Below are 15,668 nucleotides of genomic sequence, written 5' to 3' on the forward strand. Positions count from 1 at the left end.
AACAGCGTTTTAATTTATGATGGTAAAAGACTTCGCATTATGCAAAGTCTTTTTCATCCAAAGGCCTGAGAAAATTGTTAGAAAAGAATTAACGGAAAGGCGGTTCGTTGAAGGTACGCAATTTGCGTGAATGCAGATGGTCGCCCTCGGCACGCAGCAGGTCGATGGCGCAGATGCCGATTTGCAGGTGCTCCGAAATCGCGCCTTCATAGAATTTATTGGCCTGACCCGGCAGTTTGATCTCGCCGTGCAAGGGTTTATCAGACACGCACAACAATGTGCCGTAAGGCACACGGAAACGGTAGCCCTGCGCGGCAATGGTGGCGCTTTCCATATCCACGGCTACGGCGCGGCTGAGGTTAAACCGCAGCGCCGACGCCGCATAACGCAGTTCCCAGTTCCGGTCATCGGTCGTCACAACAGTCCCGGTGCGCAGGCGCTGTTTAACTTCCTCGCCCGGCATACCGCTCATCTTCTTCGTGGCGTCATACAGCGCGCGCTGCACTTCAGCGATGCTTGGGATCGGGATATCCGGCGGTAAGACGGCGTCCAGAACATGGTCGTCACGCAGGTAAGCATGTGCCAGTACGTAATCACCAATCGACTGCGTTTCGCGTAATCCGCCACAGTGACCAATCATCAGCCAGACGTGCGGGCGCAGAACGGCCAGATGGTCGCAGATGGTTTTCGCATTCGCCGGGCCGACGCCAATATTGACCAGCGTAATCCCTGCGCCATCGCGGGCAATCAGGTGATAGGCGGGCATCTGGTGTTTTTTCCACGCGAGATCAGAAACGGCCTGTTCCGGGTTTTGCGTCTCAGCGGTGATAAAGACGCTGCCTGCGCAGGCCAGCGCTTCATACGGGCTGTCCGGGTCGGCGATTTGCGCACACGCCCAGCTCACGAACTCATCGACATAACGGGTGTAGTTGGTGAACAACACGTAAGGCTGGAAATGTTCGATCAACGTGCCGGTGTAATGGCGCAGACGGGCCAGCGAGAAATCAGCACGTAACGCATTGAAATGGGAAAGCGGGAAGGTATCACCCGGATATTGCAGGCCGTCTGCGATTTCATCGCCAATCTGTGAAAGTTCGGTGGTCGGAAAATGCTTCGCCAGCCCGGCGCTCATCGAGCGGTCCAGCAACAGATCTGAACCGTCAATCACGTAGGAATAGGGGATTTCCTGCTGCGACGGCACGACTTCAATCAGCGTGTCATATTCGTCTTCGAGCAGGGAAAGCTGTTCCAGCAGGTAATCGCGAAACAGCTCGGGATGGGTGATGGTATTGGCATATCGCCCCGGATGTGAAAAACGCCCATAGGCGCGGGTCGGGTTTTTGGCAGGCGTTACGCCGTCCCAACTGACGCGCAGTTCCGGGTAAACGAACAGCCCGGCTGCTCTGGCCGCCACATCCGGCAGCGTGCCCTGAACGATGAAATCTTTAATCGCATCCCGCAGGGCGGCGACGGAGTTGTTGTACATCTCTTCAAGCTTATCAATCGCCTGTGCGGAGGTGAGGGATTTGTTATCCATACGCTTTTCCTTTGTGCTTCGTTCATCATCATTCTTTCTAAATATGGCTTGTCTGGCCGGAGCCGCCAATGTTTTATTGGCGGGCGGTTGCCGGATGATGGTTTTATGAGCGAAGAGTGAAAGGCAGTCTGCATCAGGCGTGGGAATTCTGATGTGACTAATCGGGTTTAATTAATCACTATAAAAAATTGAGTTAGTAGAAATTTTTAGCAATAGATTATGTTCATCAAGGCCTTACTGGATCTTCCTGACTGCCATATTATGATACGCATAGCATTATCTTACTTCCCAGCAGAGGAAAACAGATGATGAAAAATAAAAGACAAATTTAAGTTCAAACAGGAGTATTTCGATTGAAACGTTTTATGGGAATTGTCGGGGTTTTGTTATTAGCAGGCTGCTCAACACTTTCTACAGTACATGACTACAATAAGAACTTAACGGATTATACCGGGGATAAAAAAGCGGGAATTGCATTTAATATCGATTACAGTCAGGTCAGGGTTTATCCGGAGACTAAAGACTGCGTTGATTTATATTCGAAGAATAATGGTTTTGTACCGCGAAGTATTTTTGAGAATAGTGGGTTATCTGAGAGCAAAAAAATAGGCATTCCTGAAGCCGAAGGCATGAGAAAAGGGAGTCAGGAATTTTGGGTTAGCGCCAATGACAACCTCGCGATAAGAGTGCTGTATACCGGGAAAACTGGCGCTAAGAATTTCTTTGCGCCTAAAATTGCTGTCTCGGAGAGCATCATTGCTTTCAAGCCTCAGCCTGGCGCTTTCTATTATGCAACGGTGGATTTTCATAATCAGGATCCCGAAACAGGGAAATATCTGAGGGTTTATCAGATTGTTAAAGATAGTACAGGTAGGGAACAGCTTAAGCATGTGGACATTTTGAATATTAAAAACTGCGCCGGACAACAACCCTGGTTTACAAAAGGCACAGCCGTTATTTAATACTTTTGCTACATGAATAATTTTGATTGTTAGTTATCCGCGCACAATAACCGCCCGTTTCCCGGCGGGTATTGTGCGATGGTTTCCGATGATGCTTACACAGCCTGCGGGCGGATAACGCGTTTTTGTGTCATATCAAGCGTCAGCCCGTCACCGGGAATAATGTTTTTAAGTGCATCATATTGCTGGCAGAGAAACGCAATGCCGGCCTCGCGGGCAATAATTGCGCTGTGAGAAACGTCACTTCCTGCACGCAGGCAAATGCCTTTAATCTGCTGCGCATCGAGCTGCAATACCGTCGAAGGGAAAATGTCGTCGGCGATAACTATGGCAGGCCAGCTGATCGCCGGTTGTGAGACGGCATTGCCCGACAGATGCGCCAGTGTGCGGTTTCGCAGATCGTCGATATCGATATAACGCGCCTGCAGATAGGTGTCGTTGAGCTGACGATATTGTTTGCTGAGATCCGTCATCACGGAATCCCACGCCCAGGAGGCGCTGCAATATTTCTCGCTGATGATCCGGCACGCCTCTTCATACAAATCTGCATCATCAAGCAACATATGGTGGCCGGAAAAAATGGCGGCAATATCGGCGGAGTATTTCTCTTCGGCCAATACGGTAAGCGCGTTCAGATCGTCAAGCGTCAGTTCGATGGCGCGCATTAAATTCCGCTGTTCCTGCAAGACGTCCGCGCAAGGTTGCAGACCGGGCAATTGATGCGGTAAATCCCACAACACGGCGCTGCCTTCCACGCGGGCAAGGGGCGCTGGGGCGGGATTTTCTGCTTTCGCTATCTCCGTGCTTTCGCCAAAATCTTCGGCGGCCAGCGCCGTGAAGGCCGCCAGCGCGGCGTCTGCCTGCGGGCCACGTGCCAGCAATTTCAGTGTGTCATTGCAACGCACCTGCAACAGCGCGATCTGGTTGATGTTGTCCGGCGTCGCCCGCTTTCCGGCTTTTTCCAAAACCAGTTCGGCATCAAAGCCGGAAAGTGCGGAAACCAGACGCGAGGCGGGGCGCACATGCAGACCGTTTGGATTCCGGATAACGACTGTCACAGACAGTGCGTCGCGATCGTCGGCAAAAGCGGCAACAACCGGCGATGGCGGCGCTTGCGGTGGTAAACCCAGCTGAACGCGTTTTGCCTCAAGCGCATTCATCGCATCGTTAATCACTTTGTCGATACCGTCTCCGTTGGCCGCGCTGACCGTAGCCGCCAGCGTGCCTTCGACCAGCGGCGCGGCGCATAGCCGGACTTTGGCGGCAATCGCCGGATCCAGCAAATCCAGCGCGGTTTCGGCACTGAGCAGCGCACTGCCAATGTCCATCATCACCAGCACATGGTCGGTATCGGCGACGGACTCAATGGCTTCCATCACTTTTATCGGGTCCGTGCCAATCGGATTATCCACATCGTCAATGCCCGCAGCGATGGCCAGCTTGCAGCCATCGCCGGACAGCATCTGCCGGGCCAGTTCTGCGACACCATTGCCTAACTGGGCACTATGAGAAACGATCACCAGGTTTACCATCGCGTTATCCTTACTATTTGGCTGCGGCTGCCAGCATCTGAATCATAAACATCACCGAGGTTGCGCCCGGATCCTGATGGCCGATGCTGCGCTCACCGAGATAGCTGGCGCGACCTTTGCGCGCCTGCATGGTGATGGTGGCACGGGCGGCGGCTTCGGCCCGTTCACTGGCGGCATCCAGCGCGGCAGTGACGGACAAATGCTGTTCGCTCGACTGACGCAGTGAATCCACCACCGGCAGCCAGACGTCGCACATGGTTTTATCGCCGGGCTCGGCTTTGCCGCGGCTGAGCACGCCTTCCGCACCTTCGCGGATCATCTCGCACAACTCTTCCAGCGTCAGGCTCTGATGCGCCTGAGTGACCGTTGCGGCGCGGATAAAGAACGTCCCGAGCAGCGGGCCGCTGGCACCACCGACGTTGGAAAGCAGCGTCATACCGGTGTTTTTGAGGATAAAACCAATGTCTTTGTCCGCAATAGACGGCAGTTTCTCCACCACTTTGCTGAAACCCCGGTGCATATTCATGCCGTGATCGGCGTCGCCGATTTCTTTATCCAGCCCGGTCAGAAAATCACTTTCCTTCGTGAAAATATCGCCGCAGCGGTAGAGCCAGTTGACGATTTGTGTTCTGTTCAGTGACATGTTTTTTTCCTTATTGTCCCCAGTTCAGGCCGGGGGTATGTACCGGTGCATCCCAGAGCGCCAGCGTGTCGTTATCGACTTTCAGCAGCGTGATGGAAAACCCTGACATATCCAGAGAGGTGCAGTAGGTGCCAACCAGGTTGCGTTCGATGGTGATGCCGGTCTGCTGGCAGCGTTGTTCCAGGCGGTGATAAACGCCATAAAGTTCAGATAGCGGGGTGGCACCCAGATTATTGACCAGCGCAATCACGCGGTCTCCGTTGCCCAGCGCCTGTTTACCTTGCTGGACATCCTGCCAGTTGCCCTGCGCGGTATCCCACTGGCGCAGCGTGCGGCTGTAGGTGCCGTTTTCCAGCAGCGTATCGAACATTTCATCGACGGTCTGATCGAGCGAACTGAAGCGGCGGCGGTCAATGCCCGGTTCGCCGTGAATGCCAACGCCGAACTCCATTTCGTCTTCTTTGAGCGTGAAAGAGGGTTGTCCGGCCGCAGGTACAGTACATGCGCCGAGGGCGATGCCGATGGAATGGCCGAGGTTATTGAGTTTTCGCCCCAGTTCAGCGCAGGCGTCCAGCGAATCACCGCGTTCAGCGGCGGCACCCACCAGTTTTTCGATAAGTACGGTATTCGCCACGCCGCGCCGTCCGGCGGTATACAGGCTGTCTTTAACCGCCACGTCATCGTCCACCACGATGGTCGACACTTTTACGCCGCTTTCGTGCAGCAGTTCTGCGGCGGTTTCGAAATTAAGAATGTCGCCGGTGTAGTTTTTAATGATCAGCAGAACGCCTTCTCCGCCGTCGATATGCATCGCGCATTCGAACATTTTGTCGGGCGTCGGCGAGGTGAAGATTTCCCCCGGACACGCGCCGGACAACATCCCCTGACCAATAAATCCGCAGTGCATAGGCTCATGCCCGCTGCCGCCGCCGGAAAGCAGCGCCACTTTTCCGGCCACGGGCGCATCGGCGCGGGTGACATAAACAGGATCCTGGTGAAGTGTCAGTTCCGGGTGAGCCTTTGCCAGCCCGCTCAATTGTTCACTCAGCACATCTTCTACACGGTTAATGAGCTTTTTCATTATGCGTACTCCGTCGGAGGTTATCTGATGCTGCCCCTTATGGGCGGTGGCAGTCATCGTGCGTAGGGTTACCGGTCATTGTCACCTGGCCGATAGAGTGATTCTGGATGAGTTAGCCGTAAAAAGAATTTCGGAAAAATGGGTTCCAATACGGAACATGAATCAGGTTTTTTTGTTTCTAAATGGAACGTTTTGGAAAGGGAAAAACGAAAACTGGGACGCAGCGCTCTTTTCCGGCGGGCTTTCGCGGCAAAGATAGAACCGCGACAGAAAGTTTTTTGCGTCTGCCCTGCGATTTTCAGCATGTCAGGCTGTTTCGTTCATCCGCCGTGGTGAATGATTTTGACGAAAACGACGGACAGCGATCGCAATCCACAGTTTTTTTGTGGTTTTACGTTTCATTATGAAACGTATTGTTTTTCAGAAGGTTTCAAATCAGAACAAAAACGCGAAAGATTTTTTTATGCCTCGCGCGCCCTACAGTGATTGCATCACGTCGGGACAACATTTCGCTCCGCAGGCTATTGAAAGCAGAGAGAACGTGACCCGGCGACATTCTGCAAACATGGACTATCTGAGGGCGAAAACAATGCTGAAAGTGATTCAATCTCCGGCCAAATATCTTCAGGGTGCTGACGCGTCTGCGTCATTCGGGCAATACGCTAAAAATCTGGCGGAGAGCTATTTCGTGATTGCCGACGACTTCGTGATGAAGCTCGCCGGGGACAAAGTGATTAATGGCCTGCACGATTTCGGCGTCAGCTGCCACGCGGAGCGCTTTAAGGGCGAATGCAGCCATGCCGAAATTAACCGTCTGATTGTCATCCTGAAACAAAAAGGATGTCAGGGCGTGGTCGGTATCGGCGGCGGCAAAACGCTGGATACGGCAAAAGCCATCGGCTACTACCAGAAATTACCGGTGATTGTGGTGCCGACGATTGCCTCAACGGATGCGCCGACCAGCGCGTTGTCCGTGATTTATACCGAAGCGGGCGAGTTTGAAGAGTATCTGGTTTACCCGAAAAACCCGGACATGGTGGTGATGGATACCACGATTATCGCGAAAGCGCCGGTGCGTTTGCTGGTCGCCGGGATGGGTGATGCGCTCTCAACCTGGTTTGAAGCCAAAGCCTGTTATGACTCCCGCGCCACCAGTATGGCGGGCGGGCAATCTACCGTGGCGGCGCTCAGCCTGGCGCGTTTGTGTTTCGATACGCTGCTGGCGGAAGGTGAAAAAGCGCGTCTGGCCTGTGAGGCCAATGTGGTTACCGACGCTCTCGAACGCATCGTTGAGGCCAATACCTATCTCAGCGGGATTGGTTTTGAAAGCAGCGGGCTGGCCGCCGCACATGCGATCCATAACGGATTCACGATTCTGGAAGAGTGCCATCATTTGTATCACGGCGAAAAAGTGGCGTTTGGCACGCTGTCACAACTGGTGCTGCAAAACAGCCCGATGGAAGAAATCGAAACCGTGCTCGGTTTTTGCCACAAGGTCGGGCTGCCGGTGACGCTGGGCGAAATGGGCGTCAAAGAGGACATTGAAGCGAAGATTATGGCGGTGGCGCAGGCGACCTGTGCGGAAGGGGAAACCATTCACAACATGCCTTTCCCGGTTTCGCCAGACAGCGTTTACGCCGCCATCGTGACGGCAGATAAATTGGGGCAGCAGTGGCTGGCGCGCTGAATCGCCGCGCAAAACTGATCTGACCGTTCATCTGCGGCATAACGTTTCCCCTCTGACTCTGTGACAAATGCAGATCAGAGGGGTTTTTTATGACACATAAACGGAAAAGGTTATGACAAGCCGGGAACAGGATGTGGGAAAAGAAGAAGTGTCTTCGCTTATCGCGCGGTCATGGCAACGCTGTGACCGTTTTATGCAGCGCGAAACCTGGCAGCCGCCGCATCAGGCACAGGGGCTGACGTTTGAATCGATTTGCCGCCGCAAAACCACGCTGCTGACCATCGGGCAGGCGGCGCTGGAAGATGCGTGGGAATACATGGAAAACCGCCCCTGCGCGCTGCTCATTCTGGATGAATCGGCCTGTGTCCTTTGCTGCTGCGGCGACCCGCACACGCTGGCGCAGCTGGCAGATTTAGGTTTTGTGGCGGGCAGTTATTGCGCCGAAAGTATTATCGGAAGCTGCGCGTTATCGCTGGCGTCGCTGCTCGGGCAGCCGGTCAAAACCAGCGGCGCGCAGCATTTTAAACAGGCGCTGCATCCGTGGTCATTCAGCTCAACGCCGGTGTTTGATAATCACGGGCGGCTTTCGGGTTCGATTTCCCTTTGCTGCCTGAATGAGCAGCAGGCGACGTCTGATTTGTCCCTGACGCTGGCCGTCGCGCGCGAGGTGGGCAATTCGCTCATCACCGACAGCCTGCTGGCGGAATCCAACCGGCATCTTAATCAGATGTACGGCCTGCTGGAAAGCATGGATGACGGCGTGATGGCGTGGAACGAGCAGGGCGTTTTGCAGTTTCTGAATGTGCAGGCCGCGACGCTATTGCATCTGGATGCGCAGGTCAGTCAGGGGAAAAATCTCAGCGAACTGGTGACGCTGCCCGCGTTGTTGCGCCGCGCCATCAAACATGGGCGCGGGCTGAACCATACCGAAGTGACGTTTGAGAGCCAGCATCAGTTTATCGACGCCGTGATTACCCTTAAGCCCATCGTCGAAGAGCAAGGCATCAGCTTTATTATGCTGCTGCATCCGGTAGAACAAATGCGTCAGCTGATGACCAGCCAGCTCGGCAAGGTCAGCCACACGTTCGGGCAGATGTCCGCCGACGATCAGGAGTCGCGCCGGTTAATTCATTTCGGGCGACAGGCGGCGCGGGGCAGCTTTCCGGTGCTGTTATGCGGTGAAGAGGGTGTAGGCAAAGAGTTGCTCAGTCAGGCTATTCACAATGAAAGCGAATGTGCCGAAGGCCCTTACATTGCGGTGAACTGTCAGCTTTATGCCGACAGCGCGCTGGGGCAGGATTTCATGGGTAATGCGCCCACCGATGATGCAAAAGGGCGACTCAGCCGTCTGGAACTGGCCAACGGCGGCACGTTATTTCTGGAAAAAATAGAATATCTGGCACCTGAGTTGCAGTCGGGGTTGTTGCAGGTGATCAAGCAGGGCGTTCTGACGCGGCTGGATGCGCGGCGGCTGATCCCGGTGAACGTCAAGGTGATTGCCACCACCACGGTCGATCTGTCCGCGCTGGTCGAACAGAACCGTTTCAGCCGTCAGCTTTATTACGCGCTGCATTCGTTCGAAATTGTTATCCCGCCGCTGCGGGCGCGGCGCAGCAGTATTCCGTCGCTGGTGCATAACCGGCTGCACGGTCTGGAGAAACGCTTCACGTCAAAACTGAAACTTGACGACGACGCGCTGGCGCAGCTGGTGGCCTATTCCTGGCCGGGCAATGATTTTGAGCTGAACAGCGTCATCGAAAACATCGCCATCAGCAGTGAAAATGGCCGTATCCGCCTGAGCCATTTGCCGGAATACTTATTTTCTGAACGTCCTGTGGGCGATAACCCGTCAACGCTGATGCCTGCCAGCCTGACGTTTTCTTCCATCGAGAAAGAGGCCATTATCCACGCCGCCCGCGTCACCAGTGGACGGGTGAGGGAAATGTCTCAACTGCTCAACATCGGGCGAACGACGTTGTGGCGCAAAATGAAACAATACGAGATTGATGCCAGTCAGTTTAAACGCAGCCATTCCAACTGATGCTGGCTGAGACATTCCCGAAAGCAAAATGCCCGCTTAAGGACAGTTAAGCGGGCATTTTTAGCAGCAATACTGAAATTTACGTCTGCTCCGGCGTCTTCATAAAGATCGCCGTCAGTGCGGAAAGCAGGCAGCCTGCCATCAGGTAAAGCGCCACGTAATGCCATTCACCGCCGGAGAACGTCAGCAACGCGGCTGCAATAAACGGGGTAAAACCGCCGCCTACCACGCTGGCAACCTGATACCCCACGCCCGCGCCACTGTAGCGATAACCGGCTCCAAACATTTCCGTAAACATCGGCTGTTGCACGCAGACCACCATGTCGTGGGCGATATTCGCCAGCAGCAGCGAGAAGATCACCACGCCGATAATGGAGCGGGCATCCAGCGCCATAAAGAACGGGAATGCGCTCAGCGCGCCGACGAATGCGCCGGTAATGTAGATACGGCGACGCCCGAAACGATCGGCCATCCAGGCGAACATCGGAATGGTCAGGCAACTCACGCCGCCGATCAGCAGCCCGATATTCAGAAACAGCTCACGCGACATCCCCAGATTATGTGTCGAGTAGTTAAGGGCAAACGCCGTGACGATGTACATCGTCAGCAGTTCGCACAGGCGCAGGAGAATGATTTTCAAAAATGCGCCAGGGTGACGTGCCAGGGCTTCGAACACCGGCAGACGCTTTTTGGTCTGTTTCGGTTGTTCAGCCTGAGCACGTTCGAACTCAACCGATTCTTCCATGCCGTTTCGCACCCAAAGCGCGCCCAGCACCAGCACGATGCTGAACAGGAACGGCAAACGCCAGCCCCAGCTCAGGAACTGTTCGTTGGTGGTCAGACTGCTGATGAGTGACACCAGCCCGGTAGACAGCAACAGGCCAACGCCATATCCCATCTGGATCCCGCTGCTGTAAAACGCTTTCTTGCCGGAGGGCGCACTTTCCACGGCCAGCAGCGCCGCGCCGCCCCATTCGCCGCCAACGGCAAACCCCTGAATGGCACGTAAAGTCACCAGTAACGCGGGTGCCCACCAGCCAATCGCAGAATATGACGGCAGAATACCGATGCACGCCGTGGCGATGCCCATGATCCAGACGGTCATCATCAGCATTCGTTTGCGGCCTAAGCGGTCGCCGAAATGGCCGAAAACGATGCCGCCGAGCGGGCGGAATAAAAAGCCAACGCCAAAGGTGGCAAACGCGGCAAGCGTTCCCATTGCCGGGTCAACCTGCGGAAAGAATTCACTGTTAAATACCAGTGCTGCGGTAATGCCGTAGAGTAAAAAATCGAACCAATCTACCACTGCACCGGCGAAACTGCCCCAGGCAGCCCGGCGTGCGCGGTTAAAAGAAGGTATCTCCTCATCGGGGCGGGGGTAATGAGCGTGGAGTCCATAGCTGTTCTGACCATTCCTTATATTTCTCGTTATTAAAATAGGCAAAAAGTTATCGCAGGGTCTGCAACAAAATCAAAGCCGGTGTCGAGACTACAGGGTCAACCGCCGGGTGAAAACGCTTTTGCAAAAACAGCGGGTATGAAAGGGGGATTAAACTCAGGGAATGCGGATGCGCAGATAATTATCCGGTGGCCGGCTCCTTGCTCAACGTTGCCTCGCGACCTCGGCTACGCTTTTTGCCGATAAATCCATAATGTTCATGCGTAATTCCTGCGTGTTTTCCGCAGGTTAAGCCGTAAATTTCTATCGCATAATAAATGATTTTCATTATCATTGCCTTTTCGCATTCAAAATTCATTCAGATAAAGAGCCCTATAAAATGAAAAAAGTCATCTGCGCACTGGGAATGGTATTCGCTTCCGTCAGTTCTGCCTGGGGCACCACGTATCCCCTGACCATTGAGAACTGTGGATATAAAGAGACGTTTACCCAAGCCCCTGAGCGTGTCGTCGCTCTGGGACAAAATACCGTTGAAATTCTGCTGCTGTTAGGGTTGCAGGATAAGATAGTGGCCAGTGCGTTTTGGCCGACCAAAGTGTTGCCGCAACTCGCTGAACAGAATAAAAAAATCAAAACGCTGACGGTTGAAATTCCGACGCTTGAATCTATCCTTGCCCAAAACCCTGATTTTGTTCCTGCACAATTGCCTTTGCTGCTTGGCCCGGAAAGTAAAGTCGCCAAGCGCGATGATCTCGCCACCGTGGGCGTCAATAGCTATATGTCTCCGGGGATGTGCGCCACCAAAAAAGATATTGGCGATATGTACGGGAGTCGCCAAAAACTCTGGGACATGACATTCCTTTATAAAGAAATTGAAGACTTCGCCAAAATCTTCAACGTCGAAGATCGCGGCCAGACCTTAATTGCTGATTTCAAAAAACGCGAAGCCGATCTTCGCCAGACATTCGGAAAAAACAAAAAAGACCTGTCGTTTGTTTTCTGGTTCTCCAGCGCTTCCCCTTCCTCTGACGCCTACGTCGGCGGCAAGAACAGCGCGTCCGGTTTTATCGCGAATGTTTTAGGCGGTCATAACGCTATCACGTCAGAAACAGAGTGGCCGACCGTGGGTTGGGAAAGCATCATCGCCGCAAACCCTGACGTGATCGTTGTTTCAAGCCTTGACCGCAATCGCTGGGCGCTTGATAACGCGCAAGAAAAAATTAAATTCCTCAAAAGCGATCCGGCTGTGAGTCAGCTAGATGCGGTGAAAAAAGGTCACATCGTCGTGATGGACGGTCAGGCAATGAACCCTACCATTCGCACAATCTATGGTGCTGAACAAGTCGGCGAACAGCTCAAAAATTTGGGACTCGATAAATGACCGTTGTGGCACAACCGATGAAACAGACGTTTTTGCTGGGTGCGTCGACTGTTTTTTCAGTGGTGTTGTTATTTCTGGTGATCGCAACAGGCGTCAGCGTGGGTGAGCTTTCAATCCCGCTGCGCAGTGTGTTTTACGCCATAAGCAATAAACTCGGACTGACAGAGGTGCCCCTCAGCCGCATTTACGAAAGTGTGATTTGGGACTTTCGCCTGAGCCGTGCGCTTGTTGCGGCCTGCTGCGGTGCGGGTCTGGCGATCTGCGGCGCGGTACTGCAAAGCTTGCTCAAGAATGCGCTGGCAGAACCTTACGTGCTCGGCGTTTCTGCGGGCGCTTCAACGGGCGCGGTCTCCGTGGTTGTCCTGGGCATCGGAACCGGAGCCGTGTCGCTCTCCGCCGGGGCATTTGCGGGGGCATTTGCGGCCTTCGCATTTGTCGCCTTTTTGACCAATGGCGCACGAGGCGGCAATGAACGCACCATTCTGGCGGGGGTAGCCGCGTCTCAGCTCTTCAACGCGATTACCGCTTACACCATCAGTACATCCGCCAGTGCTCAGCAGGCGCGTGACGTGATGTTCTGGTTACTGGGCAGTTTCAGCGGTGTGAGATGGCCTGAGTTTCAACTTGTCCTGATCGTCGTGCTGGCGGGGCTTGCCGTCTGTCTTTATTATTCCAGAGCCCTGGATGCTTTTACTTTTGGTGATGATGCAGCCGCTTCTCTGGGCATCGCGGTTCCCTGGGTTCGTCTGATCCTGTTCACGACCACCGCGCTGATCACGGCCACTATTGTCAGCATGGCAGGCTCTATCGGCTTTGTGGGGTTGGTGGTTCCGCATATCATGCGCTTCTTCTTTGGGCCGTTGCATCGCAGGTTACTTATCGCCAGCGCACTGGCAGGTGCCATTTTGATGGTGCTGGCCGATATCGCGTCACGTTTATTGATCGCCCCGCAAAGTCTGCCGGTTGGCGTCGTCACCGCGCTGGTTGGCGTGCCGTTCTTTGCCATTATTATCTACCGCTCAAGGAATAAGTGATGAGTATTGCCGCGGAAAATATTACCTGGAGGGTAGGCAAAAAAACCATCGTCAACGACGTCTCGCTGAGCGCTACGCGTGGAGAAACCGTCGGACTCCTTGGCCCCAATGGCTGCGGGAAGTCTTCATTGTTGCGGATCCTCGCAGGGTTGCGACGCCCGCATTCAGGGACGGTTACGCTGGACGGGCAAGATATCGCCCGGATGGCGAAAAAACAGCGGGCACTCCGGGTGGCATTTGTGGAGCAGCACGGCATGACCGAGGCCAATATGCGCGTTGCCGACGTGGTCAAACTGGGGCGCATTCCCCATCACTCTGCGTTTTCTAACTGGAGCACGCAAGATGACGAGACCGTCACTGACGCACTCCGGCGCGTAGATATGCTGGGCAAACGCGATCAGGGGTGGCTGAGTTTATCGGGTGGCGAACGCCAGCGTGTTCACATTGCCCGCGCGCTCGCACAGTCGCCAACGGAGATCCTGCTGGATGAGCCGACCAACCATCTGGATATCCATCACCAGATACAGCTGATGAAACTCGTGAGCGAACTGCCCGTGACCAGTATTGTGGCGATTCATGACCTCAACCATGCGTCCATGTTTTGCGATGCGCTGATTGTGATGCAGGAGGGGCAGATCGTCGCCTCGGGGACCCCGCAGGAAATTCTCACAGAGTCGCTGCTGTGGGATGTGTTCAGGGTGGAAACGAAGATTGAAATTTCGCCCTATCACGGGAAAAAACATATCCATTACATTGCGTAAGGCAAGGGTATGACCCTGCTTTTGCCCATGAGGCGGTCAGGCACTCAGCTCTGGCCGCCTGTTTTACTGAGCAATTCCTATCGCGAAACGCTATACGATGGCGGCTGACAGGGCGTTTTTCCACATAGCAAAACGCCCGCTTAAGTTTCCTTAAGCGGGCGTTTCTAATTTGGCTCCTCTGACTGGACTCGAACCAGTGACATACGGATTAACAGTCCGCCGTTCTACCGACTGAACTACAGAGGAATCGTGTGAACGGGGCGAATAATAGCGACTGGCCGTGGGCATGTCAAAGGGGAAACTGCATAAATGTGTGCGTTTGCTGATACTTTAGGCAAGTTGTTGAGAATAGAGTCAAAAAGGCCTGTTTTTACTCATAAACGGGCCTTTTTGATGTTAGCGCAGTTCAGCGCAGGCGCGGGTGATCCGCTCGCAGGCTTCCTGCAGGCGGCTGTCGTCAATGGCATAGGCGATGCGCAGATAGCCTGATGCGCCAAAAGCAGAGCCCTGAAGCGTGGCGACATGGGCGGATTTCAGCAGGTAAGCGGCAAAATCTTCGTCTGTCCGGAGAATTTCACCTGAAGCCGTTGTTTTCCCCAGCATTCCCTGACAATTCGCGAAGACATAAAACGCGCCCGGTGGTGTATCAGCGCTCAGGCCGTCGATGGCATTCACGCAATTCATCATCACCGAACGGCGTCGTTGCAGGATTTCTATCCAGCCGCTGATGAAATCGCTGCCCTGTTCCAGTGCGGCGACCGTCGCGGCCTGAGAAATAGAGCTCGGATTGGAGGTGCTCTGGGATTGCAGAATTTGCATCGCCGAAATCAGCCACGCCGGGCCGCCTGCGTAGCCGAGACGCCAGCCGGTCATTGAATAGCCTTTTGAGACGCCGTTGACGGTCAGAATGCGGTCTTTCAGGCGCGGCTCAACGTCCGCCAGGGTGGCAAAGATGCCCGGTTCAAAGCAAATCTGCTCATAAATGTCGTCGGCCATCACCAGTACGTGCGGGTGATCCCGCAATACCGCGGCCAGCGCGCGTAATTCAGCGGCGGAATACACCGCACCGGTCGGGTTGTTTGGGGAGTTAAGGATAACCCAGCGGGTTTTCGTCGTGATGGCTGCTGCCAGATCCTCCGGCTGTAATTTCCAGCCATGCTTCTCGTGGCAAGGCACAATGACCGGTTCACCCTCTGCCAGCGCCACCATATCGGGGTAAGACACCCAATACGGCGCTGGAATGATGACTTCGTCACCTGAAGAAACTGTGGCTAAAAGGGCATTGAAGATCAACTGCTTGGCACCACTGCCTGCAATCACTTCGTCCGCGCGGTAGCCTATCTGATTTTCGCGATTAAACTTAGTAATGATGGCCTGTTTGAGCGCGGCGGTACCGGCGACAGCCGTGTATTTTGTGTCACCTTGTACAATCGCGTTGATACCGGCTTGTTTAATATGTGCCGGAGTATCGAAATCCAGTTCGCCTTCACCAAGATTAATGACATCCATGCCCGCCGCACTCAGCGAGCGAACCTGATCGGAAATCGCCGCTGTCGGCGAAGGGCGCACACGCCGTAAACGAGGTGCAAGAAAGTCAGCAGACATTATTT

Annotated in this window: 13 protein-coding genes, 1 tRNA gene and 1 pseudogene; 7 read left to right on the forward strand and 8 right to left on the reverse strand. The window is 54.2% G+C overall.

Going from position 1 to position 15,668, the window contains the following annotated elements:
• Positions 1 to 88: 88 nt before the first annotated feature.
• Positions 89 to 1,582 carry an AMP nucleosidase gene (locus BV494_RS03190; RefSeq protein ID WP_255414956.1) on the reverse strand — a complete coding sequence of 498 codons (1,494 nt, stop codon included), beginning with the start codon at positions 1,580 to 1,582 and terminating at the stop codon, positions 89 to 91.
• Positions 1,583 to 1,890: 308 nt separating this feature from the next.
• Here BV494_RS03190 and BV494_RS03195 point away from each other — a divergent pair, with 308 nt between their 5' ends.
• Positions 1,891 to 2,499: a hypothetical protein gene (locus BV494_RS03195; RefSeq protein ID WP_226790014.1), complete on the forward strand. Its 609-nt coding sequence runs from the start codon at positions 1,891 to 1,893 to the stop codon at positions 2,497 to 2,499.
• 95 nt (positions 2,500 to 2,594) lie between these two features.
• Here the strand turns inward: BV494_RS03195 and dhaM are convergent, their stop codons facing one another.
• From dhaM to dhaK, 3 genes are read right to left on the reverse strand one after another with little or no spacing between them, the layout of a single operon-like run.
• On the reverse strand, positions 2,595 to 4,031 hold the full coding sequence (dhaM, locus tag BV494_RS03200; protein ID WP_104921546.1) for a dihydroxyacetone kinase phosphoryl donor subunit DhaM: 1,437 nt from the start codon (positions 4,029 to 4,031) through the stop codon (positions 2,595 to 2,597).
• Positions 4,032 to 4,044: 13 nt separating this feature from the next.
• Positions 4,045 to 4,674 (reverse strand): dihydroxyacetone kinase subunit DhaL, encoded by a 630-nt coding sequence (dhaL, locus tag BV494_RS03205; protein WP_104921547.1) that lies wholly within the window; start codon positions 4,672 to 4,674, stop codon positions 4,045 to 4,047.
• Positions 4,675 to 4,684: 10 nt separating this feature from the next.
• Positions 4,685 to 5,755: a dihydroxyacetone kinase subunit DhaK gene (gene dhaK / locus BV494_RS03210; protein WP_104921548.1), complete on the reverse strand. Its 1,071-nt coding sequence runs from the start codon at positions 5,753 to 5,755 to the stop codon at positions 4,685 to 4,687.
• A gap of 182 nt (positions 5,756 to 5,937) precedes the next feature.
• Here dhaK and BV494_RS03215 point away from each other — a divergent pair, with 182 nt between their 5' ends.
• From BV494_RS03215 to dhaR, 3 genes are all read left to right on the forward strand, one after another.
• A complete protein-coding gene (locus tag BV494_RS03215; RefSeq protein ID WP_104921549.1) occupies positions 5,938 to 6,162 on the forward strand; it encodes a hypothetical protein in 225 nt (74 codons plus the stop codon).
• A 182-nt stretch (positions 6,163 to 6,344) separates the two neighbouring features.
• On the forward strand, positions 6,345 to 7,442 hold the full coding sequence (locus BV494_RS03220) for a glycerol dehydrogenase (RefSeq protein ID WP_104924680.1): 1,098 nt from the start codon (positions 6,345 to 6,347) through the stop codon (positions 7,440 to 7,442).
• 112 nt (positions 7,443 to 7,554) lie between these two features.
• Positions 7,555 to 9,483: a dihydroxyacetone kinase operon transcriptional regulator DhaR gene (gene dhaR, locus BV494_RS03225; RefSeq protein ID WP_104921550.1), complete on the forward strand. Its 1,929-nt coding sequence runs from the start codon at positions 7,555 to 7,557 to the stop codon at positions 9,481 to 9,483.
• Between the two features lie 79 nt (positions 9,484 to 9,562).
• On the opposite strand, the pseudogene shiA reads toward dhaR, so the two are convergent.
• Positions 9,563 to 10,881 (reverse strand): annotated as a pseudogene (gene shiA / locus BV494_RS03230) (shikimate transporter).
• A gap of 182 nt (positions 10,882 to 11,063) precedes the next feature.
• A complete protein-coding gene (locus tag BV494_RS25695; RefSeq protein WP_192938063.1) occupies positions 11,064 to 11,210 on the reverse strand; it encodes a hypothetical protein in 147 nt (48 codons plus the stop codon).
• 51 nt (positions 11,211 to 11,261) lie between these two features.
• On the opposite strand from BV494_RS25695, the gene eitA reads away from it, so the two are divergent.
• From eitA to eitC, 3 genes are read left to right on the forward strand one after another with little or no spacing between them, the layout of a single operon-like run.
• Positions 11,262 to 12,263 (forward strand): siderophore ABC transporter substrate-binding protein EitA, encoded by a 1,002-nt coding sequence (eitA, locus tag BV494_RS03235; protein WP_104921551.1) that lies wholly within the window; start codon positions 11,262 to 11,264, stop codon positions 12,261 to 12,263.
• 17 nt (positions 12,264 to 12,280) lie between these two features.
• Positions 12,281 to 13,297, forward strand: coding sequence for a FecCD family ABC transporter permease (locus tag BV494_RS03240; RefSeq protein ID WP_439958373.1), 1,017 nt, complete (start codon positions 12,281 to 12,283; stop codon positions 13,295 to 13,297).
• Positions 13,297 to 14,058: a siderophore ABC transporter ATP-binding protein EitC gene (eitC, locus tag BV494_RS03245; protein ID WP_104921553.1), complete on the forward strand. Its 762-nt coding sequence runs from the start codon at positions 13,297 to 13,299 to the stop codon at positions 14,056 to 14,058. The genes BV494_RS03240 and eitC overlap by 1 nt, the downstream gene beginning before the upstream one ends.
• A 170-nt stretch (positions 14,059 to 14,228) precedes the next feature.
• On the opposite strand, the gene BV494_RS03250 is transcribed toward eitC, so the two are convergent.
• Positions 14,229 to 14,304 (reverse strand) — tRNA-Asn (locus BV494_RS03250).
• A gap of 150 nt (positions 14,305 to 14,454) precedes the next feature.
• Positions 14,455 to 15,663, reverse strand: a complete 1,209-nt coding sequence (locus BV494_RS03255) for a pyridoxal phosphate-dependent aminotransferase (protein WP_104921554.1) — start codon at positions 15,661 to 15,663, stop codon at positions 14,455 to 14,457.
• Positions 15,664 to 15,668 lie beyond the last annotated feature (5 nt).

The sequence above is a fragment of the Rahnella sikkimica genome, assembly GCF_002951615.1.
In the GTDB taxonomy this organism is placed as follows: domain Bacteria; phylum Pseudomonadota; class Gammaproteobacteria; order Enterobacterales; family Enterobacteriaceae; genus Rahnella; species Rahnella sikkimica.